Here is a 24575-nt window from a genome sequence, read left to right as displayed (position 1 = left end):
CCATTTCTAAAGGACATTTGTCTTTCTATGAAAAATATTATATTGTGTTTTTTAATATATTGCAATACTATTATTTTTATTGAATTTATTCGCAATTGGTTGATTATTACGATAATATAAAGGGTTTTAGCTTTAAAATATTATTAGTAATATAATATTAGAAATTTCCATCATAAATTTATAGGACACTCGTTTCTTTATTTACCGAAAAAGGCCTTTTTCAGGAGGTGATCGGACTCTGGTTCCGCTATCCATTTAAAAGTAAGCAAATTTCTCGTGTTTTTTGATTAATAATGGATTCTGTGTCCTTTTCATTCGTCAAAAGGACGGATTTAATAGAAATAAAGGATTCTGTGTCCGCCAAAAAATGGGCCAAATGCAAACTAAAATTTCTCCAAAAAAAAGATGCCTGACCCCAAGCGTACTTTGAATTTCCGCATTTTGGGTTCAGGCGCACTCATTAATGACTTAATCCTTCACTTAATTTACCGGTTATCTTCTGAATTTGTACTTCAAATAACTCCGTTTTCGAAAGGGCCGGGTATCCTTTTTCAAAAGTCCAATTTGGATCCCCATACTTTTCCATTAGCCGATCATAGAACCATTCTTTCTGCTTGTCATCTTTAATATGCTTAATGTTTCCAAATAAAACTACGCTTGTATAGACGAGAGCAGATTGGCAAGCAAATTTTTTACCTGGATGAACATCCCCCATCTCGCTAACCTCGATACAAATTTGCGGTTTTTTTTTGATATTTTTCCAAAAATGACTCTCCCTCAAATTTCCTATATGCAGGTATAGTTTGTTTCCGTCCTCATAAACATAGACGAATGGAATTACATACGGAAACCCATCCTCCCCCACTGTCGCCACATGTGCAACCCTGCCCATTTTTAAAAAGTGATAAGCACTTTCCTCCGTCATTTCCCGCTTCTTATTATGAATGAAACCTCTCAACTTCCTCACTCCTTTTACATTTCCCCTCAGGAATTTCTTACAATATTCGCATCAGTTAGGATAATATCCTTTCATACTATAAAAATATTACTACTTTCCTAGTTTATTCTAATCAGGACCATACTTCCGTTATTTTTCTGAAATGATTGTTTTTCTAGAGGTTCGAACAAATTTCCTCATTCCATAAAAAAATGCACGCTTCTGAAAGCGTGCATTTTTTATTATAGAAGCAAAGCCATAGAAGCAATTGCTCCAACTGTTAAAATTGCAATTATGATTTTTGCCAAAAAGGGAACAGAGTCCTTCTCCTTTTGGTTAATCTTTGCTTCCTGTTCATTGACAACCTTACGATATTCCGGACTGCAGCAGCCCACTTAGGCCACCTGATTCCAGTCGGAGACATCTACCTCAAGAGAAAGGTTGTTGGAACGATTCTTGGCCGCTGCACGAAAGAACAGGGCAATTAAGATTCCTGCGCCGACGATTCCGCCAATCCAGGCAATGTTCATTGGCAATCCGAATCCAATTTGTGCGTTCAAGATGTAAGTAATAACCATTACTAGCATGAATGAACCAGGTACTAACGAAATCCAGTAATTTTTCCTGGCAATGTATAAATACATGGCGCCAACGAATAGTGCGATTACCGCGGTCGCTTGGTTAGCCCAGCTGAAATATCTCCATAAAAGGTTAAAGTCAATTTGAGTTAACACAACGGAAATCGCAAATAACGGAGTTGCGATCCAAAGACGACTTGATAATTTCCTTTGCGCAATGTTTAAGTATTCAGCAATAATCATTCGAGCACTGCGGAAAGCAGTATCACCAGAAGTGATTGGCAGGACAACAACCCCAAGAACAGCAAGTGTTCCGCCGATTGCACCCATCATTTTCATTGATACTTCGCTTACAATGGCACCAGGTCCACCAGCAGCAAGCAGATCGCTTAATCCATTATAACCATCGAATAAACTCATAGCAGCAGCAGCCCAAATCATTGCAATGATTCCTTCTGCAATCATCATGCCATAGAAAATTTTACGTCCTTGTTTTTCTTTTTGCGTCGTACGAGAAATAATGGGTGTTTGTGTAGCATGGAATCCTGAAAGGGCACCACAAGTAATCGTAAAGAAAAGTAATGGGAAAATTGGTGCATTAGCAGGATGGAAATTTTGCAATGAAATTTCTGGAATTGGTGCACCCGTAGCAATTAATCCAATCCCAACGCCAACAGCACTGATGACAAGCAACGCACCGAAATATGGATATAGTCGGCCAATAATTTTATCAACCGGAAGAAGCGTTGCCAAAATGTAATAAATAAAGATAGCAGCAATAATAATACCTAGAGCAATTTTTCCGTCCATCAAAACATGAAGCAAGGAAGCTGGTGTAGAAACAAACACAGTTCCAACTAATAATAACAGTAATACAGCGAAGGCATTTACTACATGGCGCATGATTTTTCCTAAAAATTTGCTTGCCAGTTCAGGTAAATGTGCCCCTTTATTACGGATGGAAATCATCCCTGTTAAATAATCGTGTACTGCACCGGCAAAAATACAGCCGATAACAATCCAGATAAACGCTACTGGGCCATAAAGGGCACCCATGATGGGACCAAAGACAGGTCCTGTCCCAGCGATATTTAATAGCTGTATTAATGAATTCTTCTGTGTACTCATTGGCACATAGTCAATGCCATCATTATTAACATAGGCAGGAGTGGCTCTTTCTTCTTTTACCCCGAAGACTTTTTCTACGAATTTGCCATACGTGAAATATCCAACGATAAGTAAGACAACGCCAGCTAAAAATGTATACAAATTATTCTTCCCCCTTTATAAAAAAATGAATGCGGTTCCATAGTTTAGTATAAAAAAGAAAGCAGGCAAAAGGGGTAATTTGAGATTAAGAGGTAGAAATTTGGCGTTATGATGTTTAATAATAGGGCTAAAACGCAAAAGATTAAGAAGAGATAGAATATTTAATAAATATTTGATTATATTTCTAATTTAGTCCTTAAACCCTTAACGTAATTTCTACTGACCGATAACAATTCCTTTCTACCCTCTATTTGTAATTGATATGCGCCATTAAACCATGGGGAAAGCCTAGTTACATGCTCTAAGTTTACGAGAAAACTTTTGTGAATCCGGAAAAAACCATAACCAAGAAGCCGGCTCTCCAAGTCCTTCAATGGTGTTTTTGTTTCAAACTCTCCACTTCTTGTAATCAGCTTTGTCAGCTTATCATCTCTAACGATATAAAGAAGATCTTTCGGTTCAAGATAATAAATTTCACCATCAGATTCGATCGCAAGTTTTCCTGCCGATCTTCCGAGGTACTTATCCTTAATTGTGCTAAGTTTCCGTTCAATTCGCTCGATCGTTTCCTGTAATTGTTCCTCATCAAAAGGTTTTAGTAAGTAGTCAATCGCATCATAACGGAAAGCTTCGGCGGCGAATTGGGGATAAGCTGTTGCAAACACAACTAAAGGTGCTTTTTTCAGCTCCATTAACGCTTTGGCGGCCATCATTCCGTTCATTCTTGGCATCTCCACATCAAGGATGACGACATCAGGCTGCAGCTGAATGGCTTTCATCACACCGGATTCTCCTGATTCGGCTTCGCCCACAATAATAATTGAAGGGTAAGCCTCTAATAAATGCTTCAATTCATACCGGCTGTACGGTTCATCATCGACAATGAGTGTTCGTATGGATTGTTCCATTCGTGTGTCACCTCCGCAAATGGAATGGAAAAGGAAATTTCCGTCCCCTTTTCTAGTTCACTTTTAATCTTAAGGGCAGCGTGATCGCCAAAAATGCTGGTCAGCCTGCGGTTTACATTGTAAAGAGCGAGGCCGTTCCCAATCTCTGAAGTTACCTTTTCTTTACAGATTTGTTCAGTTCGTTCGGCGCTCATTCCATGCCCATTATCTGTTACTTTTACATGTGTAGCGTGATTATGGCTAAAAATCGTCATTTTAATCATACAGTCTCGTTCTCTATCTTTTATCCCATGTTTAATGGCATTTTCCACAATCGGCTGCAAGGTGAGGGGCGGGATACTCTGTCCTAATGCCTTGTCCTCAATTTCATAAATAACGGTTAACTTATTTATAAATCTAGCTTCTTCAATAGATAGATATGCCTTAACCTGCTTCAGCTCCTGTTCAAGTGTCGTTAAGGTTTGAGTCGTAATAGATAGATTTTGCCTTAAAAAATGGGATAGATAGATAAGCAATTTACGGGCCTTCGCTGGATTAACACGAATAAGTGAGAGAATCGTATTTAGCGTATTAAAAAGAAAATGTGGGCTTATTTGAGCCTGCAACGCCTTGATTTCCGCTTCTTTCGCCAGATGGTAGGCTTTGTCTGAATCGGCTAATTCCAGCTGGTTGCTGAGCAGAGCGCTAAGGCCGGAAATGAGCTCCATAATGATTGGATTGATTTCTTTTTCCGATCGAAAATAAAATTTAAGCGTTCCAATAGTCTTCCCCCGCTGTTTTAAAGGAGCAATGACTGCCGCACCTAGCTTACAGCCCTTTACACGGCAACGGATTGTTTCGTGATTCGCTGTGACCATTTCCCCTTTCTCGATGACATCGCAAGTGATTTGCGTTTGGATAGGGCTGTCTGGACGGTGATGATCATCACAAAGACCGACATGGGCTAATATTTCCGATGAATTTGTCATAGCAACCGCACTTGCATTAATTTCTTTATGAATAATTTGACAAACGGCTTTTGCTGATTCGTGATTTAGCCCGTTTCTTAGGTGGGCCAAGGTTTTTTTCATAATACGCAGTGTTTTTTGCGCTTGAATGGCTCCTGCCTTTTCCTCTTCATTGATGACACTTTTAATGATGAGGAGGAATAATGCACAGCCGAGTCCGTTTGCCAATATCATCGGCATACCAATGATTTCAACTAGCGACCACGCTTTATCAAACGGACGGGAGAGCAGTAATATAATCAGCATTTGCAGAGCTTCAGCAAGAGCACCAATGATAAAAGCGGAGCTCAATTTCACATGTTTATTTTTCCTGTATAACAACCCTGCAAGGAATCCTGAAATGATTGTCGCCAAGCCGCAGGAAATGGCGGTAAATCCCCCTAAGGTAAAACGGTGGATTCCGGCTATCAATCCGGCTCCGATTCCGACACGATAGCCGCCAAGCAGTCCGGCTAAGACGACTCCTATGACGCGGGAGTTGGCAATCGCTTCGTCCCCAGTAAGGCCTGAAGTCCAGCGGTTAAACTGTAGGCTGTCAGCACTGAGGGTTAGCCCAGAATACGTCCCGATGATTCCGAAAAAGCCAAAAAACAAAATCGCAGTCATTTGCTGTTTCCGATTTAGTTGATTCTGATAAATTAGACTCCGAAAAAAATGGAATCTCGTTAACACAAGCGCAATCGTGACAAGTATCCCCAGCCGCTCCACCATCGTCACTAGCAATTCAAACATAGCCGCTCCTCGCTCCCGTTTTTATTATTTCTCTATTTTCAATTGTATCAGTTCTTTGAAAAATCGTAAATTTGAGGTATTTACGATTTTGTGTTATCAGCTTTTTGGAATATCTTCGTGACGGGAATAGAAGAGCAGTTGAATTAAGGCATGGGGAAAATACAAAAAGTGCCTTTCCCCAAGGGTAGGCACCTTCTTATATGTAATCCTTGTTTTACAATACCTTATTTTGCATTAACATCAGGCTGATGCAGTCCGAAAATATTGCCTTCTGTATCCAAATAATATCCTTGCCACGCCATTCCAGGTAAAGCATATTTTGGCATGGCGACTTTTCCGCCATTGTTAAGAATTTTAGCTTCCGATTCGTCATAATTCTTTACACCAATTGTACAAGCATAAGCATTTAAAGCTTGCCCTACTTCAGGTGCAGCACCTTGCCGCTGCATTAAGGCACCATTGATTCCAAGCTCATCTTCATTTCCTGTCACTACCCCAAAGTAAGGCATTCCAGCATATTCGCTCCAGTCTTGAAATGTCCAGCCAAATACCTCGCCATAAAACGCTTTTGCCTGTTCCATATTATTTACATGAATCTCAAAATGAACAACTCTTCCCATCATTAACCTCCTAGTATATTCAATTGACTTTATGTCTACCTGTGTTGATCAACAAGAATTAGATTACCATCCGGATCCTCAATCATAAAGCTGCTTGGACCTTCAGTTTCTAAATTTGCTTCCTGAATAAAGTTTATTCCTTTTTCTTTAAGTTCTTCTTGCAATACCCTTACATCCTTAAACGGATTTACCTCTTCAGCATTCTCGTCCCACCCAGGATTAAAGGTTAAGATATTCTTTTCAAACATGCCTTGAAACAGGCCAATTATACAGTCTTCATTTTTCATGATTAACCAGTTTTGATCGATATTTCCGCCAAAAGCATTAAACCCTAGTTTCTCATAAAATGTTTTTGAAGCATGAATATCCTTTACCGTCAAACTAATAGAAAATGCACCAATACTCATATATTTTCCCCTTTCAAAAGATCATAGAAAACTTGCTTTATTAGAAATCACTTTTTAGAGTATTTATTCTCCAAATAGTTAACTGATTGTTTAATTAGCTTCTTTAATATTTCTACATCTATGTCCTCTAGTTTATTAATATAAACACAAGATTTACCTGTTGTATGCTTCCCAAAACTCTCCAGTAATTCTTCCCGTTCTTTTTCACCCATATTAAAATATAGGCTGATTTTTGCTTTTCGAGGTGAAAATCCTACAAGTGGTGCTTCCCCTTCGTGTCCTGTTTCGTATACGTAATGGTAAGACCCAAACCCAATAATACTTGGCCCCCACATTTTGGCCGGAAAACCTGTCACTTCTGTGAAGATATCCAACAAGTCATATGCATCTTTCCGCTTTTTGACGCTATCGACTTTTTCGATAAATTCAATGACACTATTATCAGTTTCTTTCGTTTTAAGTTCATACATTTTTGCTATTCTCCTTTCACAAATATTTTTAAATCTTTCGCTTCATTTATTTACCAATAATATATTTAATATACTGAATATTAGAGAATTTTGAAAGCTAAATAAGTGTTTCGCAAACAAAAAGAGGACAAACCATGGAGGATACAAAAAGGGCTGTCACAAAAGTCACTTTTATGACAGCCCTTTTCATTTTTACATGCAATTGAAGAATCAGTTACCCTTTTTACCAGATTGAGAGAAATCTGGCATTTTTGTTAAAGATGGGAGACCAGAGATATAACCAATACCGCCTGTTTTATTAATACCAATTTGTTCGTCGATAGCTTTAAGTAGTTCTTCTTTATTAACAGCTGTAATGGACTTACCATCTACTTCATCACCAGGATGCTGGAAATTACTGAAAATATATGAGAATCCATTGCGGTCATCAGCAGCAAATAATCCAGTTGCTTCGGCTCCTGCTGGAACAGATAAAATACGCTCTAATTTTTTCGTATCAACATTATAAGCCCAAACGTAGTTATTTGTGTGAGCACCACTATCTTCACCAATAAAGAGTGTTCTCATTCCTTCAGAGTAACTTAAGTTATCTGGATTTGCTACTTTATCTACATTAGCAGTGTTTCCATATGCATCAGGAGCAGAAAGGTCTTCCCCTACTACCAATCCTGACATTGATAGTCCTACATACGAGCTTTTAATAGCATTTCCATTGCTATCTTTTTGACCGCCTTGCAAGTCTAATTGATAGGTTACACCAGCTTTAATTTTTGGTAATTGAATATGGTCTGCTGGATCTTTACCAGTTGAATCTTTTTCCATAGCCTTACTTTGATCGGAAACAGCAATATATACTTTTTTGTCCTTTTCGTTTAGTGCTATTCCTTCCATTTTGTTAAATTCTGTAGTCGCACCGAGCATAGCTGCGTAACGGCGGGTTTCAAGGAAGGCTGCTGCTTTTTCTTTGCCGGATTTAAGTTTCAGGTACTCAATTTTCCCTTCATTTGAGTATGTTTTAATCGCTGTAAAACCTTCTTTAGGAGCATCTGAAGTTTCAAAAATATCATTAAATGTAATCCCGCTATCAATAATATCCTTCACTTCTTTATCCGTTGCATGTCCTAAATTAATCCATTGTAAATCTCCTGAACCTCCGTTTTCAGTACCTGTTTGTTTGAATGTAGCTGCATAGATTGTACCTGATGATAAATCTTTTTCCTTGTCAGCTACATACATAAATAACCCTGTATTGCCACCATCATCTCCGTAAAAAACGGTTTTGTTATCAGGCATTACTTTAGCTAACTCATGAGAGAAACGACCTGTACTGTAATGTTTTACAACTGATGTTTTACCTTTCTTATCTACTGAAATTTCTGGAGTGTAGCCATAGAAATAAGGATTTGCCTTTTCTTTATCTCCGAAATAGAATTGAGCGAATGTTTCAACTTGACTTCTTACTTTCGAAGTTGGGTTTAAGAAAAGACGTGCATCTGGTTCGTACTCTTCAGAACCTAAATGTGTATTCCAAGGAGATAATGATCCGTTACATGGAATCCAAAGCCCATTTACTGCTGAAAAATCAATTTTTTCTACTTTCACAGGTTTCAGTTCACCTGTTTTTTTGTCCTGTTCTAATTCAGTTAATGACATAGAGGCAGGAACTAAACCGTATGCTGATTTACCTGCAGCATCGACGGTTTGATATTCATAATGTGTAACCATATAAAGTTTGCCGTTAATAGGCATCATTAAGCTGTTTGAATCTGGAGCATCGGAGACAAAGTATTCTCCGTTTGTGCTGCTAGGATCCTTAATAGGATTTCCATTTACATCAATTGGCGTACCTGCAGGGATTTTTTCATTTTTAACTGTTGCTACCTTATCTTCCGATTTAAACAGGTAGTTGTAGCTCAGCGGAAATGTTTTTACTTTTCCATTGTGATATTTCACATCAACGGTTGCAGTTGTATATGTTTTTACCATTTCATCAATAGTAGCAGGTGCTTCCATTCCATTAAATCTAACAGATTCTATTTTATTGTTATTCTGGGAAGCCGCAAATGCCGGTGTTACGGCTGGAACTGCAATAGCTAAAGTAAGTGCTAAAGCAGCCCCTTTTTTCACAAGTTTGTTATTAATCATCTATTAATCCCCCTAGTAGGTTTCTTTTGTACATTTCTATTAAACTATTTGAATGTTAATTTAATGTTGATATTATTTTTATTTTTTATATACATTTGATGTACTAGGGGTTCTTTTTTGTAACATTACATGAAAATAATGGAATTAGAGGCAATTTTCAACATACAACCAATATAACTTGGTTTGAGTTCAACTTTTTAAACTTGTTATCTTTTCATAAATTTTATCTTTTTGAATCATTTTTAGACCGAACAAAACTCGTAAAAAGTTAATTCTTCGGATGATAAAGTGATATAAAATCATGATGATCATAAATGATGTTGGTACTAGAAACATTGCCTTAACTGGTACTTCCCATTCCAAATTATAAATAAAAAATCCTATGATTATAATAATTGGCTGGTGAAGAACATAAAACGGCATAGAAGCTGCGCTAGTGTACTTTAATGCACCATTAGTTACGTTCAAGTATTTATCACCTAGATATAAAATAAAGAATAGTACGTTCCAGACCAATATAACCCGAATAATTATAAAAATAACCCAATTGAACGAGACATTCATTGGAAATCCACTGTACACAACCCAGAATATGTATCCAGCTGTACTAAGTACACTTAACCATCCAGCTAAAACTCCAACTTTGCGTACGAATTCCCTTAAACCTTCTCTTGCGAAAAAATAGTAGCCATAAACATATAAAATTAAATAAAAAATGATTCCCCAACTTGCTAGATTCACAATCGTATTAGTAGTTAAGGCAGCTGCTATTAAAGGGATAGGCATTAATATATAATGAGAATATCCGAAAACTCTCTTTCCTATATTTTTCCTTATCATTAGAAAAAACGGTAATGTGATAATCGAAAAAAGTAATAGCTCCAATAGATACCAAAGATGGTGTCCGAAAAATGCAAAATTTCCGGTTCCACCAATTTCTAAATAAAGTCCATCAAAATAATGAGGGTAAAATTGCAAATATGTACCTTCAAATTGATAATTCGCAATTCTTTCAATATACACTTGAGGGGGAGACAAAAGGAAAACTCCTAGAAGTAAAGGGATCCCAAGCCGTAAAAGTCTTTCCTTTATAAAGCTTTGAGTATTTCTTTTTTTAAGGGCATGAAAAGTAGCAATTCCTGAGATCACAAAAAATATTGGCATGATCCAATTTCCCACTAAGAGGGAAAAAAACTCAATATATGAGTGATTAATTATGTTATTTTTAATGTGCCACTCAAAAGAATTAAAGAACATTGAACAATGATAAAGGAACACGATAAACATGGCCAAAACCTTTATCCAGTCTAAATCGTAATGCCTTAATAATTGATAATCATTATTCATAAATTTCCTCCTTTAAAATATGAAATTGGTTAAATATCTTCTCTAATAGTTCGTAGTTTCGAGCTAACTGGCAAATTTTCTTGATAGAATTTTTTACTGATTTCCCCCCCATTATTTAAATATCAATCAATTTATTATAATATCTACAAAATTCTTCCACTAGTAATTTTAAAGTATTAGAACAAAAAAATTGAGGCTATTTTTCAAAATAAATTGAAATTATATAAATTAAATGGTAATTTAACCATATAATTTTTTGCAGTTAACTTTGATTGACTCCTATCTATCTAGAAAGGAAGTTTTATATGAACTATAGTCCTATTCTAATCATCATCATTCTTGTTGCTGTCCTTATTTTTTACCGTCAAATCATTTCGATGTTCAAACCTATTAAGGGCAAAGGAATCCGAATAATTGCTACACTATTTTTATTAACACCAGGATCAACCTTGATCATGAATCCGAATGCAGAAGCAACACAAACAGAAATTACTATTGCATTGTTGATAGGATTGGTTTTCTCCGTCCCTTTAATCCTTACGACTGGTTATGAACGAAGGGCCGACGGAAATATCTATGTAAAGAAAAGTCTAGCATTCATCATTTTGTTTTTATTGATTTTCGCAATACGGTGGACCCTTCGCGGAATAATTGATATGGATTCGGAGTCACGAATGATGCTCTTTTTTATCACTGCATGCGCTTACCTTATTCCATGGAAAGTTTCCAGTTACTACAAGTTCCGAAAAGTTTACTTAGCAAATCGGGGATAAAGTCTTTTAAAATGAAAATACCAGCTTATCCTGCAGAAACTTCAGACATAAGCTGGTATTTTGTTTTTTTCACTTTTATGGTTTTGAAAAGAAGAATTTCCCACCCAATTTTTTTGTTGTTGCAAAAAGAATTTAATAAAGGGAGGGAGGATGATTTTTTCTCCCCTCCCTGTTAGCCTAATAATGGGAATACCGAAATCTGCCTAATTCCGGAAACCCGCTAGCCCCTGAAAATTCCCCATGATTCCTACAAATTTGTCATCCTTTACCGCAATATAACATCCGCAGCCATTCGAACAAATATTACAGGTTGAGTAAACAAATCGGTCTACTATCCCCTGAGAATAGATGTTCATATCAACCCTAGAGGTATCCCATGCCATTGACGTCCCCCTATTTCTTACTATCACTATTTTTTATGATTTCGATTTGGTCTTGGAATGAAGGAAATTTTGGATATCTGCTCACAGATCGGTGTGGAAGGAATGGGGGAACAATCGGATTCATTTTCGAATAAATCGGAAGCTGATCTTTTGAAACACCCGTTTCCCTGCGAAATGGCGGGACCCTCTTAGTAGCGGCCAATTTTATCTGCAATAGCACAGAAGTATACAGAAATAGATTTTTGCAGAAAATAAAACAGTTATTACAGTAAGTAAAAAAACAAGGGGAAAAAGCAGATGAGGATTCGGTTCGGCTATGTGGCAAATGCATTAGGCTTATGGGATGCAAGTCCATCAAAAACTGTAACTTTTGCACGGTATTCAACACTTCCTAAAGATGAACGTATGGAAAAGCTGAAATCCATTACAGCACAAAATTTACATCACACGAAAAGAATTTTGCATTATAATATCGCGCATGAAATCGAGTTATATCGGTTTTCAAGCTCGCTTGTCCCTTTAGCAACCCATCCTGAAGTCATGTGGGATTTCATTACCCCTTTCAAAAACGAATGGGAAGAACTTGGAAGTCTAGTACAACAATATAAGCTCAGAGTAAGCTTTCACCCAAATCAATTTACACTTTTCACGAGTCCAAGAGAAGAAGTAACAATAAATGCTGTAAAAGATATGCAGTACCATTTTAAGATGCTCAATGCCATGAACGCTCTCGATTCGGGATTAATTAATATTCATATTGGCGGAGCCTATGGGGATAAAAATGAGTCATTAACTCGGTTCCATCAAAATCTTAAAAAATTGCCTGAGGAAATTAAAAGGCATATGACGCTTGAGAATGATGATAAGACGTATGATATTAGGGAAACGCTCATCACTTGTGAAAAGGAAAACATTCCAATGATCCTTGATTATCACCACTATAAAGCGAATAACGGGGAGAGTGACCTCCCTCTTTACTTACCTCGTATTTTTAACACTTGGAATACCTTTAACATGGTGCCGAAAGTCCATATTTCTTCCCCAAAGTCTGATCAAGCCTATCGTTCCCATGCAGATTTTGTTTCTTTAGACTTTATCCTTCCGTTCTTAAAGATGGCAAAGGAGTTAAATCAAGACTTTGACATAATGATAGAAGCAAAACAAAAGAATCTTGCAATGCAGAGGCTTGTTGATGAAATAGCGGCCATTCGGGGAGTCAAGCGTATTTCTAGCGCATCGGTGGAATGGTAACAGTTGAGAAAACTTTCGATGAGGTGGAATTAATGACTATTGTGCGTCTTGGTTATGTTGCAATGAGTATGGAACTGAAAAATGCATCCCCATCACAAACAATGACTTTTGCCCAGTTCCAGAAAATTGATGATCGAGATGCGGCCATTCGGAAATTAGAACGGATTGCCCTTTCGAATTTGCACAATACACTAAGACTGTTAAAACATAATGCGGCATCTGACATTCATTTTTATCGAATAACCTCTCGCCTTATTCCTTTAGCCAACCACGAAGAGCTTCTTGATTGGAATTATTTAAAACCGCTGCGAGAACCGCTTCGTGAAATTGGAGATTTCGCAAAAAAACATGAGATAAGAATTGATTTTCATCCGGACCACTTCGTTCTCATTAATGCTAAAGAGAAGCACATCTTGAAAAATTCAATCGGAACCTTAAAGCTGCATTACTTATTATTAAAGGCGATGGGTATTGATCCGACTCATCGCTGTGTCATGCATGTTGGCGGTAATTATAAAGAAACGGACATGTCGCTGGAGCGTTTTGTTGATAATTGGATGGACGTTCCAAAAAATATTCAAAAAATGATCATGTTAGAAAACGATGATACCTCAATTACTTTAGAGGATACACTTTATTTATGTGAAAAACTAAACATCCCTCTAGTTTTCGATTATCATCACCATCTTGCCTATCACCAAGATGCAAATTGGGAAATTAGCTGGGACAGAGTTGTTCAGACATGGAGGGATTCCCCGCTTCCAATAAAGATGCATATATCAAGTCCAAAAAGTGAAAAAGCCTTTCGCCATCATTCTGATTACGTAGACATAGATATGTTTTTTAGATTCCTTAACGTAATTAAGGGCAGTATTCCGCAAATTGACTGTATGATTGAAGCAAAAATGAAAGATGAGGCGCTCTTTAAATTAATGGATGAGGTCAAAGCGAGGAAAGATGTTGAAATGATTGATGGCTCTTCTTTCTCTTTAAAGTAATAGAAAGAAGAGCCAATTAGAAAAACATTGATTTATATGGAGTAGACTAGTTACCTTAATATCCTAAAGTAAGTTCTTGAGGTGGCTCACCTTCCATATTTAATATACGAACAGTTTCAGGCTGCACCTGAAGAAATACGTAATTTGGATCCTCTGGACTGTCAAACCATTTTTTGTATGATTCATCCCAATATTGGTTTTTCAATTCTTGTGAATCATTAATGGCAGCTGTCCCAGTGATTTCAACATAGGCATCACTTTGCCCATTCTCTTCATAACCTAACAACACCGAAACAGCAGGGTTCCTTTCGATTTCCTCTACCTTCTCGGTATCCTTTTTTGTTGGTGTATATAACGTTAAATGGTTATTATAGAACGTCATATATCGTGTATGGGGCTTATTATTTTCAACCGATGACAAGATGCCTGTTCTATGATCAGATATAATTTTCAGTACTTTTTCTTTTAAATCTTCACTCATTGATTGATACTCCTTTTTTAAGTCATTTTGAATTTCCTTCTTATCATTTCCAAAAACAAAAATTTCACTAGGGGGATAACCTGCAATATATAGAAGAAAATAAACAAAAAGGAGTGAATTAAAATGGAAGTTAACAATGTAATAGATACTTTAAATAAATTTCTGAAGGGTCAATACATGGGGATCCATGCTTATGAACACCATATACAAAAATTAAAAGATCCTTACATAAAAAGTGAATTTCAAAGAATTCAACAAGATCATAAGAACCATGCCTTTAAAGTTGCGGAAAGAATTCAAAACCTAGGAGGTACGCCAGTAGATGATGAAGGGATTATAGGCTCTATTCAAGGCTTTATTAGTCAATTTATGATTCCTGATACTTCTTCAGGTATTATCAAAAGTGCTTTAACAGGAGAAGATTATTATGGGATTCAAATATCTGAAGAAATTGTAAAAGGGAATTTAGACCCAGAAAGCCGTCAATTGATTGAGGAAGTGCTGGACAAAGATAGACAGCATGTAGATTTTTTAAATCGTCTTTTGCAATAATTTTATAACTATTTTTCTGCTATCGTGATTTTATCCTATATTAATGAGAACAAAAAAAGATGAAACCTTTACGATCTCACCTTAAATTAATCACAATCGTTATCTGTCAATTAATCTCGATTAAACTCTTTTACTGCTTCAATTGACTCATTTCATTTATACACTCCTGAACAAGAGTAACCCCTTGACTCATAGAAGCTCCTCCGCCAAATGCCGCTGTCACACCGATAGCTTCAAGAATTTCCTGCTCCGTGCATCCCTGATCAAGACATCCTTTTGTGTGATAGATAATACAATACTCATCCTGAGCATGGATACTAATTCCTAATGCGATTAACTGTTTTTGTTTTTGAGATAATGCTCCTTCTTTAAAACATTCTTCAGTAAACGCATTAAACTGACTTACAAATTCGGGCATTTTTTCGGCAAACATACCAAGCCCTTCTTTATAATTGATGAGTGCATTTTCAGTAGAGGTTCTAGATTTCATTTCCAAATGACATTCAACTCCTTCATATTATGTAAATCAAAATTATTATGAGCCAACTATTAATTATTTACTCCCTGTTCATCCCTTTCCATAATTAAGAAATCATAATTTATCAGAACAAATGGCAGAATCTTAATAGGACTAATAAAACGAAGGTGATGGAATGGAAAACCAAAATTATCAGGCTGGAGATATTGTTTATGTTTTTTATCGTAATCCCCATACCCAAGATGTAGCGAATATTCAAGCAGCAGCAGTAGTCAATAACCCTGAAAATGCGAATGAATTAGCTTTGTTTTTATATGAAACATATTATCCGCTATCAAATGAAATGGCTGTTTATTCTACAGAACAAGAGGCAAATCAAGCCTATCATTATTATTACGGATATGATTCAGAGGGGATATTGGAATGAAACCATTTACACCCAAACTTGTTTATTTTGAACCTGATGCATTAGATTATCCTTTGGGAAAAGAACTATATGAGAAATTTAATAAGATGGATATCGAGATTCGGCATACCACTTCCCACAATCAAGTAAGAAATCTCCCCGGTGATAACGAATTTCAAAGATACCGGGTGGCCAAGTCTACACTAGTTGTTGGTATTAGAAAAACCCTTAAATTTGACACCTCGAAGCCTTCGGCAGAGTATGCTATTCCTTTTGCAACTGGCTGCATGGGTCACTGTCATTATTGCTACCTACAAACGACGATGGGAAGTAAGCCTTATATCCGTACATATGTTAATGTAGAGGAAATTCTTGAGGCTGCCGACAAATATATGGAGGAGCGCGCTCCAGAAATAACAAGATTTGAAGCATCTTGCACATCCGATATTGTAGGAATTGATCATTTGACACATACTCTTAAAAGAGCCATTGAGCATTTTGGAAAATCGGAATACGGCAAATTAAGATTTGTTACAAAATTTCACCATGTAGACCACTTACTTGATGCTAAGCATAACGGAAAAACAAGATTTCGTTTTAGTGTGAATGCAGATTACATCATTAAAAACTTTGAGCCGGGGACTTCTCCCTTAGAAAAAAGAATTGAAGCTGCCGGAAAAGTTGCAAGAGCTGGGTATCCACTTGGATTTATAGTAGCACCTATCTATCTTCATGAAGGATGGGAGGATGGATACTTTCATATGTTTGAGCGTTTGGATGCTGAATTACCTCCTGAAGCAAAGAAAGATCTTACCTTTGAATTTATCCAGCATCGTTTTACAAAACCGGCAAAGAAAGTAATTGAAAAAAACTACCCTATGACAAAATTAGAGTTAGATGAAGAAAAAAGGAGATACAAATGGGGTAAATATGGAATTGGAAAGTATATTTATCAGAAAGAAGAAGAAGAGGACATAAAAAATCATCTTTACACGTATATGGAGAAGTTTTTTCCAGAAGCAAAATTAGAATATTTTACTTAAAAAGAAGTTACCTTCCAATGGCATTGCAGATAGCATAATTACATTAATAAAGGCAACAATAATGGTGGTGATTAAACACCAACTAAATGCGATGTAGGGGGATATTACAATGAATATTCGTGAAGGAATCATTCCGACTGCATTAGGTACAGCTGTTACTGCTACCGGTTACGCTTTAAAACAAAAACGAGGTTCAAACAAGATGATTGCAAATACCGTTTTTGGTTTTGGCTTAGCACACATAGTATTAGGCGTAATAGACCTTGCCCAGCATCGACGTTAGATTGAATGGAGGCTGAGCTATAGTATTGGTTCACCTCCTTTTAGCCCATCCTCATGTGCTCTTTCCTCGATTTCCTGTCATCACAAGCGATGTGGAGGCCACCCTTCTCTTTTTTGCTAAAACCCTAATAATAATCCTGCTAATCAGGGAATACTATCTCTAGAGACTCTTTGAAAGGATGAATCATGTGGTTTTAAAACAGCAGAAAATAGACGTTACAGACCGTGTAGTGGGGAAATTTAAAAATGGCGAGATTGAACTTTATTTAGAAAATGAGAAAATCGGAAACATTCAATTGCCTACGGGGTATTCATTCCAAATGGATCATCATTTCGAAACAGACCAACAAAAAATATATAAGCATGTTACAACAACCGAACAGCCACAAGCTAAATACACCGACTGTGATGAAGGCGGCTGGTGTTAAGAGAACAGCGGGAACTTTCCGCTGTTTTTTTGCTGACTTTTTTATAGAGTTAGAAATATAAAAACATAAACCTTTATTATCGTTTGACAAAGGCTTAATTTGCCATTATCATCAACTCAAACTTACTCACGGGGAGAGGTAAAGATGAAAATTTATGTTGATGCAGATGCTTGTCCGGTAAAAGATATCATTATCTCAGAAGGTACGAATGCTGAAATTCCTGTTATCCTTGTTACTAGCTTTTCTCACTTTTCTAATGCAGAACAACCATCAGGAGTAGAAACTATCTATGTTGATTCTGGGGCAGATGCTGCTGATTATCGGATTATGAAGTTGGCAGAAAAAGGAGATATAATCGTTACGCAAGATTATGGTCTTGCTTCGTTAGGCTTAGCAAAAGGGTGTGCCGTACTTCATCATAATGGATATAGCTACACAAATGAAAACATTGACCAATTATTACAATCACGTTATTTGAGTGCAATGGCTCGAAAAAGCGGAAAGCGTACAAAGGGGCCAAAACCATTTACATTAGAGGATAGGGAGAAATTTAAAGAGCTTTTTAAGAGAGTGATTTCACAATAAAAAGTACCGTTTATTTTTAAGAAAAAACTAGAATAAAAAAAAAGCGAATTCCCTTAAAGGAGCTCGCACACATTGGATAATTAAATAATTGTATTTATTCAGCATTCGTTAAGTTTGGGTAAATGTCTTTAACTTTTGCTCGTGGGGTCTTTTTCAACATTCGTTTTTTTTGTACCTTTACTTATATAAGGTTTTGCACTCTTCTTTTTGTTTGCACTAGCTTGCCAGCGATTCCAACCCTTCTTGTCTGTTCCTCTCCCTGTTCCACCTTTTCCTTTAGCTTTACTCATAAAATCACCTCATTATTACCCTAGGTTAAGTTTACCTATCTAGTTAGTTTTAGTCATTTTTTTCGGTTATTAATCAACATATTGCAATAAATAACATTCTTTCAGCCACCCTTACTATTTTGTAGAAACAATAATTAATATCTTTGTCATTAAATATAAACATTGACACTCAGTTTGTCTTTCCTTTATAGTATCCTTAGCAATTAAATAAAGAAACCCGATCGAACGGGAGAGGTTCATAGCAGAAACCCTCTATAAAAAACTATGGTGTAAACCATATCCGCGTATAGATATGGCTTTTTTTATTGGATTAATCTGCTGGCCCTCCCTGCCCATTCGGGACAAATAGGAGGATTTTTTTATGCATGGACGTCAAGATCATGAATTGGAAGATATTACTTTACTGGGAAATCAAGGGACGAAATATTTATTTGACTATTCTCCTGAGATTTTAGAGTCATTTGATAATAAGCATCCATACCGTGATTATTTTGTTAAATTTAATTGTCCTGAGTTTACTAGTCTATGTCCAATAACAGGTCAGCCCGATTTTGCAACGATTTATATTAGTTATATACCGGATCAGAAGATGGTTGAGAGTAAATCTTTAAAACTATATTTATTTAGTTTTCGGAATCATGGCGATTTTCATGAGGATTGCATGAATATTATTATGAACGATTTAATTAAATTAATGGATCCTAAATATATTGAAGTTTGGGGCAAGTTTACACCTAGGGGCGGAATTTCAATCGACCCTTATACAAACTACGGCCGCCCAAATACAAAATATGAACAAATGGCTGAATATCGATTGATGAATCATGATTTATATCCGGAAAAAGTTGATAATCGTTAAGGGGTGAAAATAATATGAGATTAGTTATCTATTTATTTGCGATCGTTTTGGCCAATGTTGTTACTGCCAAATTTGCTCCGCTTGCAGTTGGTATTTTTCTAATTCCAATGGGTTCATTTCTAATTGGGGCAACATTTATTTTTCGTGATCTTGTCCAAAATAAATACGGAAGAACGAAAACTTATCTTTTTATTTGTTTAGCATTAATTCTGTCGGCCATTTCTAGTTATTTACTTGGAGATACGTTATGGATTGTTTTTGCGAGTGCATTAAGCTTCGCTGTTTCGGAAACGACTGATACGGAGATTTATTCAAGATTAAATTTACCGATGCACTTCCGTGTACTGTATAGCGGCGTGATTGGTGGAATATTAGATTCAGCAATTTTTGTCGTTGTCGGGTTGTCGCCAATAGGTGCAAATATTTTACCATGGAATATGATATGGATGGCGATATTAGGCCAGATCGTTGTAAAAGTAATCATGCAGTTTCTTGGGGTTATGGTGCTTCAGTTGGCAAGTGTTAGGAAAGAAATTGTTTAAAGAACACACTACCCTTCATACGGATTACCAAAACAGAACGCTCAGAGGATTCTCTGAGCGTTTACTATAAAAGATGAGCGACCAATAACGGAACCATAGTCCTCTCAAAAGTTAAACGGACTAACTGAGGCTATTTACTAACTTTCAAACCCTTCCCTACACACATTAGCCGGAATTTCTCCGCCTATGAATTCGAATTTCTAAATTACTCTACCCTTCTTTAGCTATTCCAAAGAAATCTTCACAACATCATCCAAATATTTCGTTGTATTATATCCGTAAATCTCCAGGCTCTTAGGATTCACATTTTCACCATGGAACCGAACGCTTTGAACTGTAGATAAATGACGGGGCTGCTCGATTTCCTCATATGAGACTGGCATATTATTTATATCGTATACTACCCCGTTTTTATCAACGATTACTCCATCAGAATTCATATCTATAAAACTCGATTCATTTACAATATTGAATTGAAGCCACTCATACTCCCGATTCTCAACTTCATGATTGCTTAGCACAAAATTCGTAGAGTCTCCAACTTCCATCCTATCTATGGAAATTGTACTTCCCGCATATTCAAAAGTATGTGGGTATTCTCTAATATCGTCAAATTCGATGATAAATGTATCTTCAACCGTTAAATTAGCAGATTTAAATTGAACCTGAACCTCTTCCGGTTTTTCTCCAAAAAGAGGGTCAAATTGTGTTTGATAAGTAGCCCAATTCACGTCTTGCTGTGAATGCCAAAAAGCCCCGCCATACATTTGGGCTTTTATTTTTTTATTGTTTACTTCTAGATCGTTAATATTAAGAGATTCTATTCGCTTCTCAATCTGCTCATTATTAATACCAAATTGCAGAATCGTTGTAGTTGGAGCAACGATGAGTTTGTCTAATCGAATGGGAATTCCTTCGATTTCTGTTACTTCATCCAGTGCATATTCGCTGGAAGGCCGTTTTGTTACTGGTATTTCGAAGCTCCACTCACCTATTTTATTTTCAATATTATCGTAATTCCAATAACTAGAGCGCCCAGAGGGATCACGAAACAATTTCTGAAGCTTTGTGATCTTGAGTTTGATTGTCCCGTTCTCCTCTTTAAGTGGCAGCAGACTCATCTTCCCTTTATACACGTTCTTTTCTTTGTTATTTACATCCGGTTCAAGGTCAGGAGGATAGAACCTCGGATAGGTTTCACGGCTCATAATTTCATACTCGTTCTCCACAAAAACCCCATCACCATAACCATAATTCATCACAAATTGATTATCTTCACCTGTATCTTCGATTTCATAAAAAACAAGTGTCTGAACGTCATCAGCAATGACACTCTTAATCTTCACTTTCACCCCAACGCTTTCCGCTTCCAGATTCAGCCTTTTACCGAGGCCTTGCTGTAGAAAATAACGCATTTCCGGATCTTCTTCAGTCCACGAATAGTAGAGATAAGCAAACGCCCCAGTAATGAAACCTACACCTATCAATAAAGCAAATACACTCGCAAAAACAATGCCCATTCTTTTACGTTTCTTGTTCTTTTGTTGTCTTTCTCTCTCTATTTTTGCCAGCCTATCTCGTACGTTCTCCATGAGGCGAAACGGCACATGCAAATCTTCCATTCTATTAGTCAGGTCCAACATCGTTAACATGACATCCTGAAAGGCAGCCAGATCCTCCTGACAATGTTGGCAATGATAAATATGTATTTCGAAATCAATCTTTTTCGGTCGTTCCATCGCTCTTTCTAAGTAATCGATGTAATCTTTTTTATACTCCTTACAGCCATTAAAGTTTGTTCCAGACCTCATTTCTTTTCTAAGTGACTGGATTCCCGATGCCAAAAGCTCTTTAATCTTTTCTGCTGATACTTCAAGGAGATGTACCGCTTCCTCCTGAGAGAATCCTTGTACATAGGTCAGGACCAAGGCTTCTTTCTCGTCCTGTTGCAATTGATCGAGCGCTTTAAATAGATCCTGCCGTGGTTCGCTGTCCTCTGAAGCTTGCAAACTTCTTTTATCCGAAAGTTCACGGCAGTTATGTATGAAAATGGATGTAAACCACATTTCGAATGGTGTTTTTCCTTTATATCGAGGCCATTCCTTTTGGACTTGAATAATGGACCGGAAAAAAAGCTCCTCCATTTGCTGCTGATTACTAAGATAGGACCAGCCAAGTGCATAGAACGTATGCTTATGCTGTTCGAACCAATCAACGATAGAATCCACGCCTTTTTCTCTCAGTATAGTGGTAGAAATGGGATCGATTTTTGCTGGAATCATAAAAGTGTTCCCCCCTTTTGGGTGTAATTCTAAATATTTCATATATATAGAATAACAAACTTTCAAGCGAATAAAACCTAAAACAAATTGTTCATTATATAAAAAAAGAGTCAAGCCAAAGTAGCTTAACTCCTTCAAATAGATATTTTCTCCCTAAATCCTTCACAATTGATTTTCATTTCCTAAATTAAAATCATATATTTTTCCCTTAATAAAATACGCTGAGCTTTCAGCAATATTTGTTATATGGTCGGCTGTTCTTTCAAGATATCGATTGACAAGTAATAATTGGACGAGCTGATTCGTTTCTTCTGGATGTTCACTTAGATAATTAGTCAGTTTTTTATATGTTTCAGCATGATATTGATCAACTTCATCCTCTAAGCCACTAACCTCTTTCGCAAGAGCAATGTTTTCTTCCATTAAAGATTGCAGTGCTTTTTGTAACATCACAATAGAGACTTCTTTCATCTGCTCTAGATTGGTTATTGACAGTAAAGAATTTGGTTTCCCAATCATAATGGTTGCTTTAGCCAGATTTACCGCAAAATCTGCAATACGTTCGATTTCAGATGAGATTTTGAGTATACCTATGATGATGCGTAAATCTCTTGCAACAGGCTGTTCTTTTGCCATTAGCCAGATGACAAACTGATTAATTTCCATTTCAAGATCGTCAATATGGTTATCTTCATCTATTACATTTAATGCGATCTCCACATCTTGCACTTTTAAGGCATTAAACGATTTTTCTAAGGCAACAATGGTGAGTTCTCCCATTTCGGTGATTTTACCCTTTAGTTCCACTAAACTCTTCTCAAAGTTCTCACGAATAACCATTTGTTACCCCCTATTATCCAAATCGGCCAGTTACATAATCTTCTGTTCTCTGATCTTTAGGCATTGAAAAAATCTTATCTGTATCATCATATTCAACTATCTCTCCATTTAAGAAAAACGCTGTTTTATCAGAGATTCGCGCAGCTTGTTGCATGTTATGAGTAACGATGACGATCGTAAATTCATCCTTCATATTTGAGATTAATTCTTCTACTTTTAACGTTGAGATTGGGTCTAGGGCCGAAGTAGGCTCATCCATTAAAATCACATCCGGTTTCATCGCAATGGCTCGTGCAATACAAACACGTTGTTGCTGACCGCCGGACAAACCTAATGCTGATGTTTTTAGCCGGTCTTTTACTTCGTCCCAAATCGCTGCCCCCCGCAAGCTTTCTTCCACAATTTTATTTAATTCTTTTTTATTTTTAATGCCTTGCATTCTTGGTCCATAAGCAACATTATCGTAAATACTCATTGGGAATAAATTAGGTTTTTGAAAAACCATTCCTACTTTTGTACGTAATTTGATCACATCATTTGATTTATAAATATTCTCATGATCAATTTCTATATCACCATTGATTTTTACACCGTCAATTAAATCATTCATTCGATTTAATGTTCGTAAAAAAGTCGATTTTCCACAGCCTGAAGGACCAATTAAAGCTGTTACCTCTTTTTCATTAATATCAAGAGATACTCCAAACAATGCTTGTTTCTCACCATAGAATAAATTTAAATCCTTCACACTAATTTTCGTTGTTGTGCCTTCCACAGTTTCTGTAAATACCGTTTGTTTTTCTTTAACCGCTCGCTCGCTACGTTCCATTACTAATGTGCTCATAAATATGCTCCTTTATTGGTCTGCTTTATTTAATCTCTTTGATATAAATGTTGCTGATAAATTGATAGCCAAAATGATGACGATTAGGACAATTCCAACTGCCGCAGCAAGTTCAATGTCCCCAGCCTCTTGTGTGACTAAATAGGAGTGAACAGTTAACGTTCTGGCTGATGAAAAAATACTTTCCGGCATGGCAGCTACTGTTCCAGCAGTTAAAAAGATGGCAGCTGATTCTCCAACAATTCGTCCAACCGAGAGAATGATACCAGATAAAATTCCAGGCATCGCACTAGGCAAGATCACCTTATATAATGTTTGCAGCTTTGTTGTTCCAAGAGCTAACGAACCTTCACGGTATGACCCGGGAACTGTTTTTAAGGACTCTTCTGTTGTTCGTATAATTACAGGCAAAACAATAATCGTTAATGTTAAGGAAGCCGCTATAATGGACATTCCGAATTTTAAAGTCGTTACAAAGAATACTGCTCCAAACAAACCATAAATAATCGAGGGAATCCCTGTTAAACTTTCAGTTGCAAAGCGGATGATTCTAACTAACCGTCCCTGTTTCGCATATTCTTGTAAATAAACGGCTGCTAATATCCCGATTGGAGTCGCAATGATTAAGGAAATAACGATTGTGTAAATCGTTGTAACTACCATCGGCCAAATACCTCCGCCCCCAGTTGGGGAATAATCACCAAAAATGAAATCAAAGCTGATCAAATTCATCCCTTTATAAAAGATAAATCCAACAATGATGACGAGAACGGCAACAGAAAGCAGAGCTGAAAGCCATAAAAATCCACGCAATAAATTATCTTTCCATTCTCTCACC

29 protein-coding genes are annotated in these 24575 nt (G+C 36.7%); 11 read left to right on the top strand and 18 right to left on the bottom strand.

The window, feature by feature from the left end:
• Positions 1-460: 460 nt before the first annotated feature.
• The 10 genes from AR328_RS17145 to AR328_RS17105 form a co-directional block, all read right to left on the bottom strand.
• Positions 461-967 (bottom strand): pyridoxamine 5'-phosphate oxidase family protein, encoded by a 507-nt coding sequence (locus AR328_RS17145; RefSeq protein WP_231734967.1) that lies wholly within the window; start codon positions 965-967, stop codon positions 461-463.
• 212 nt (positions 968-1179) lie between these two features.
• Positions 1180-1332 carry a hypothetical protein gene (locus tag AR328_RS22890; RefSeq protein WP_197414483.1) on the bottom strand — a complete coding sequence of 51 codons (153 nt, stop codon included), beginning with the start codon at positions 1330-1332 and terminating at the stop codon, positions 1180-1182.
• A complete protein-coding gene (locus AR328_RS17140; RefSeq protein ID WP_066298616.1) occupies positions 1333-2784 on the bottom strand; it encodes a carbon starvation CstA family protein in 1452 nt (483 codons plus the stop codon).
• Positions 2785-2960: 176 nt separating this feature from the next.
• The gene (locus AR328_RS17135; RefSeq protein WP_066298610.1) at positions 2961-3692 is read right to left on the bottom strand and encodes a LytR/AlgR family response regulator transcription factor; all 732 of its coding nucleotides are present in this window, start codon (positions 3690-3692) and stop codon (positions 2961-2963) included.
• On the bottom strand, positions 3632-5431 hold the full coding sequence (locus tag AR328_RS17130; RefSeq protein WP_066298597.1) for a sensor histidine kinase: 1800 nt from the start codon (positions 5429-5431) through the stop codon (positions 3632-3634). Before AR328_RS17130 ends, AR328_RS17135 begins: the two co-directional genes overlap by 61 nt.
• A gap of 224 nt (positions 5432-5655) precedes the next feature.
• Positions 5656-6051, bottom strand: coding sequence for a VOC family protein (locus AR328_RS17125; RefSeq protein WP_066298590.1), 396 nt, complete (start codon positions 6049-6051; stop codon positions 5656-5658).
• Positions 6052-6086: 35 nt separating this feature from the next.
• Positions 6087-6458, bottom strand: a complete 372-nt coding sequence (locus tag AR328_RS17120) for a VOC family protein (RefSeq protein ID WP_066298586.1) — start codon at positions 6456-6458, stop codon at positions 6087-6089.
• A gap of 47 nt (positions 6459-6505) precedes the next feature.
• Positions 6506-6928 carry a DUF1801 domain-containing protein gene (locus tag AR328_RS17115; protein ID WP_066298580.1) on the bottom strand — a complete coding sequence of 141 codons (423 nt, stop codon included), beginning with the start codon at positions 6926-6928 and terminating at the stop codon, positions 6506-6508.
• A 210-nt stretch (positions 6929-7138) separates the two neighbouring features.
• A complete protein-coding gene (locus AR328_RS17110) occupies positions 7139-9073 on the bottom strand; it encodes a PhoX family protein (RefSeq protein ID WP_156422734.1) in 1935 nt (644 codons plus the stop codon).
• 189 nt (positions 9074-9262) lie between these two features.
• On the bottom strand, positions 9263-10420 hold the full coding sequence (locus AR328_RS17105; RefSeq protein WP_066298575.1) for an acyltransferase family protein: 1158 nt from the start codon (positions 10418-10420) through the stop codon (positions 9263-9265).
• A gap of 305 nt (positions 10421-10725) precedes the next feature.
• On the opposite strand from AR328_RS17105, the gene AR328_RS17100 reads away from it, so the two are divergent.
• On the top strand, positions 10726-11193 hold the full coding sequence (locus tag AR328_RS17100) for a CcdC protein domain-containing protein (protein ID WP_066298574.1): 468 nt from the start codon (positions 10726-10728) through the stop codon (positions 11191-11193).
• Positions 11194-11396: 203 nt separating this feature from the next.
• Here AR328_RS17100 and AR328_RS17095 read toward each other — a convergent pair whose 3' ends face one another.
• Complete coding sequence (locus AR328_RS17095) at positions 11397-11576, bottom strand: hypothetical protein (protein ID WP_066298571.1); 180 nt, start codon at positions 11574-11576, stop codon at positions 11397-11399.
• 297 nt (positions 11577-11873) lie between these two features.
• On the opposite strand from AR328_RS17095, the gene uvsE (AR328_RS17090) reads away from it, so the two are divergent.
• The gene (uvsE, locus tag AR328_RS17090; protein ID WP_066298568.1) at positions 11874-12827 is read left to right on the top strand and encodes a UV DNA damage repair endonuclease UvsE; all 954 of its coding nucleotides are present in this window, start codon (positions 11874-11876) and stop codon (positions 12825-12827) included.
• A gap of 32 nt (positions 12828-12859) precedes the next feature.
• Positions 12860-13825: a UV DNA damage repair endonuclease UvsE gene (uvsE, locus tag AR328_RS17085; RefSeq protein ID WP_066298922.1), complete on the top strand. Its 966-nt coding sequence runs from the start codon at positions 12860-12862 to the stop codon at positions 13823-13825.
• A 55-nt stretch (positions 13826-13880) separates the two neighbouring features.
• On the opposite strand, the gene AR328_RS17080 is transcribed toward uvsE (AR328_RS17085), so the two are convergent.
• Positions 13881-14306: a pyridoxamine 5'-phosphate oxidase family protein gene (locus AR328_RS17080; protein WP_066298565.1), complete on the bottom strand. Its 426-nt coding sequence runs from the start codon at positions 14304-14306 to the stop codon at positions 13881-13883.
• A 123-nt stretch (positions 14307-14429) separates the two neighbouring features.
• Between AR328_RS17080 and AR328_RS17075 the strand changes: the two genes are divergently transcribed.
• Positions 14430-14858 (top strand): ferritin-like domain-containing protein, encoded by a 429-nt coding sequence (locus AR328_RS17075; protein WP_066298558.1) that lies wholly within the window; start codon positions 14430-14432, stop codon positions 14856-14858.
• Positions 14859-14988: 130 nt separating this feature from the next.
• On the opposite strand, the gene AR328_RS17070 is transcribed toward AR328_RS17075, so the two are convergent.
• The gene (locus AR328_RS17070) at positions 14989-15348 is read right to left on the bottom strand and encodes a carboxymuconolactone decarboxylase family protein (RefSeq protein WP_197414485.1); all 360 of its coding nucleotides are present in this window, start codon (positions 15346-15348) and stop codon (positions 14989-14991) included.
• A gap of 163 nt (positions 15349-15511) precedes the next feature.
• Here AR328_RS17070 and AR328_RS17065 point away from each other — a divergent pair, with 163 nt between their 5' ends.
• The 5 genes from AR328_RS17065 to AR328_RS17045 all read left to right on the top strand — a co-directional run bounded on the left by AR328_RS17065 (position 15512) and on the right by AR328_RS17045 (position 18080).
• Positions 15512-15763, top strand: a complete 252-nt coding sequence (locus AR328_RS17065; RefSeq protein ID WP_066298552.1) for a transcriptional regulator SplA domain-containing protein — start codon at positions 15512-15514, stop codon at positions 15761-15763.
• The gene (gene splB, locus AR328_RS17060; protein ID WP_066298550.1) at positions 15760-16785 is read left to right on the top strand and encodes a spore photoproduct lyase; all 1026 of its coding nucleotides are present in this window, start codon (positions 15760-15762) and stop codon (positions 16783-16785) included. Before AR328_RS17065 ends, splB begins: the two co-directional genes overlap by 4 nt.
• Positions 16786-16894: 109 nt before the next feature.
• Positions 16895-17068: an asparagine synthase gene (locus tag AR328_RS17055; RefSeq protein WP_066298548.1), complete on the top strand. Its 174-nt coding sequence runs from the start codon at positions 16895-16897 to the stop codon at positions 17066-17068.
• Positions 17069-17255: 187 nt separating this feature from the next.
• Positions 17256-17495 (top strand): YusG family protein, encoded by a 240-nt coding sequence (locus tag AR328_RS17050; RefSeq protein WP_066298545.1) that lies wholly within the window; start codon positions 17256-17258, stop codon positions 17493-17495.
• 144 nt (positions 17496-17639) lie between these two features.
• Positions 17640-18080 (top strand): YaiI/YqxD family protein, encoded by a 441-nt coding sequence (locus tag AR328_RS17045; protein ID WP_066298543.1) that lies wholly within the window; start codon positions 17640-17642, stop codon positions 18078-18080.
• A 128-nt stretch (positions 18081-18208) separates the two neighbouring features.
• Here AR328_RS17045 and AR328_RS22335 read toward each other — a convergent pair whose 3' ends face one another.
• On the bottom strand, positions 18209-18370 hold the full coding sequence (locus AR328_RS22335; RefSeq protein ID WP_082677289.1) for a DUF3934 domain-containing protein: 162 nt from the start codon (positions 18368-18370) through the stop codon (positions 18209-18211).
• Positions 18371-18731: 361 nt separating this feature from the next.
• Between AR328_RS22335 and queF the strand changes: the two genes are divergently transcribed.
• On the top strand, positions 18732-19229 hold the full coding sequence (queF, locus tag AR328_RS17040; RefSeq protein WP_066298541.1) for a preQ(1) synthase: 498 nt from the start codon (positions 18732-18734) through the stop codon (positions 19227-19229).
• A gap of 14 nt (positions 19230-19243) precedes the next feature.
• The gene (locus AR328_RS17035; RefSeq protein ID WP_066298538.1) at positions 19244-19771 is read left to right on the top strand and encodes a VUT family protein; all 528 of its coding nucleotides are present in this window, start codon (positions 19244-19246) and stop codon (positions 19769-19771) included.
• A gap of 224 nt (positions 19772-19995) precedes the next feature.
• On the opposite strand, the gene AR328_RS17030 is transcribed toward AR328_RS17035, so the two are convergent.
• The 4 genes from AR328_RS17030 to pstA all read right to left on the bottom strand — a co-directional run bounded on the left by AR328_RS17030 (position 19996) and on the right by pstA (position 24574).
• Positions 19996-22053, bottom strand: coding sequence for a sigma-70 family RNA polymerase sigma factor (locus AR328_RS17030; RefSeq protein ID WP_066298919.1), 2058 nt, complete (start codon positions 22051-22053; stop codon positions 19996-19998).
• A 162-nt stretch (positions 22054-22215) separates the two neighbouring features.
• Positions 22216-22893 carry a phosphate signaling complex protein PhoU gene (phoU, locus tag AR328_RS17025; protein WP_066298533.1) on the bottom strand — a complete coding sequence of 226 codons (678 nt, stop codon included), beginning with the start codon at positions 22891-22893 and terminating at the stop codon, positions 22216-22218.
• 13 nt (positions 22894-22906) lie between these two features.
• Entirely contained in the window at positions 22907-23737 is an 831-nt protein-coding gene (pstB, locus tag AR328_RS17020; protein WP_082677288.1) for a phosphate ABC transporter ATP-binding protein PstB, read from the bottom strand.
• 12 nt (positions 23738-23749) lie between these two features.
• Positions 23750-24574: a phosphate ABC transporter permease PstA gene (gene pstA, locus AR328_RS17015; RefSeq protein WP_066298527.1), complete on the bottom strand. Its 825-nt coding sequence runs from the start codon at positions 24572-24574 to the stop codon at positions 23750-23752.
• Between the last annotated feature and the right edge of the window lies 1 nt (position 24575).

It is taken from the genome of Bacillus sp. FJAT-29937, from assembly GCF_001509555.1.
GTDB lineage: Bacteria > Bacillota > Bacilli > Bacillales > Cytobacillaceae > Cytobacillus.
Note: the sequence above shows the minus strand (reverse complement) of the source record. Positions and strands in the feature narration are given on the sequence as shown.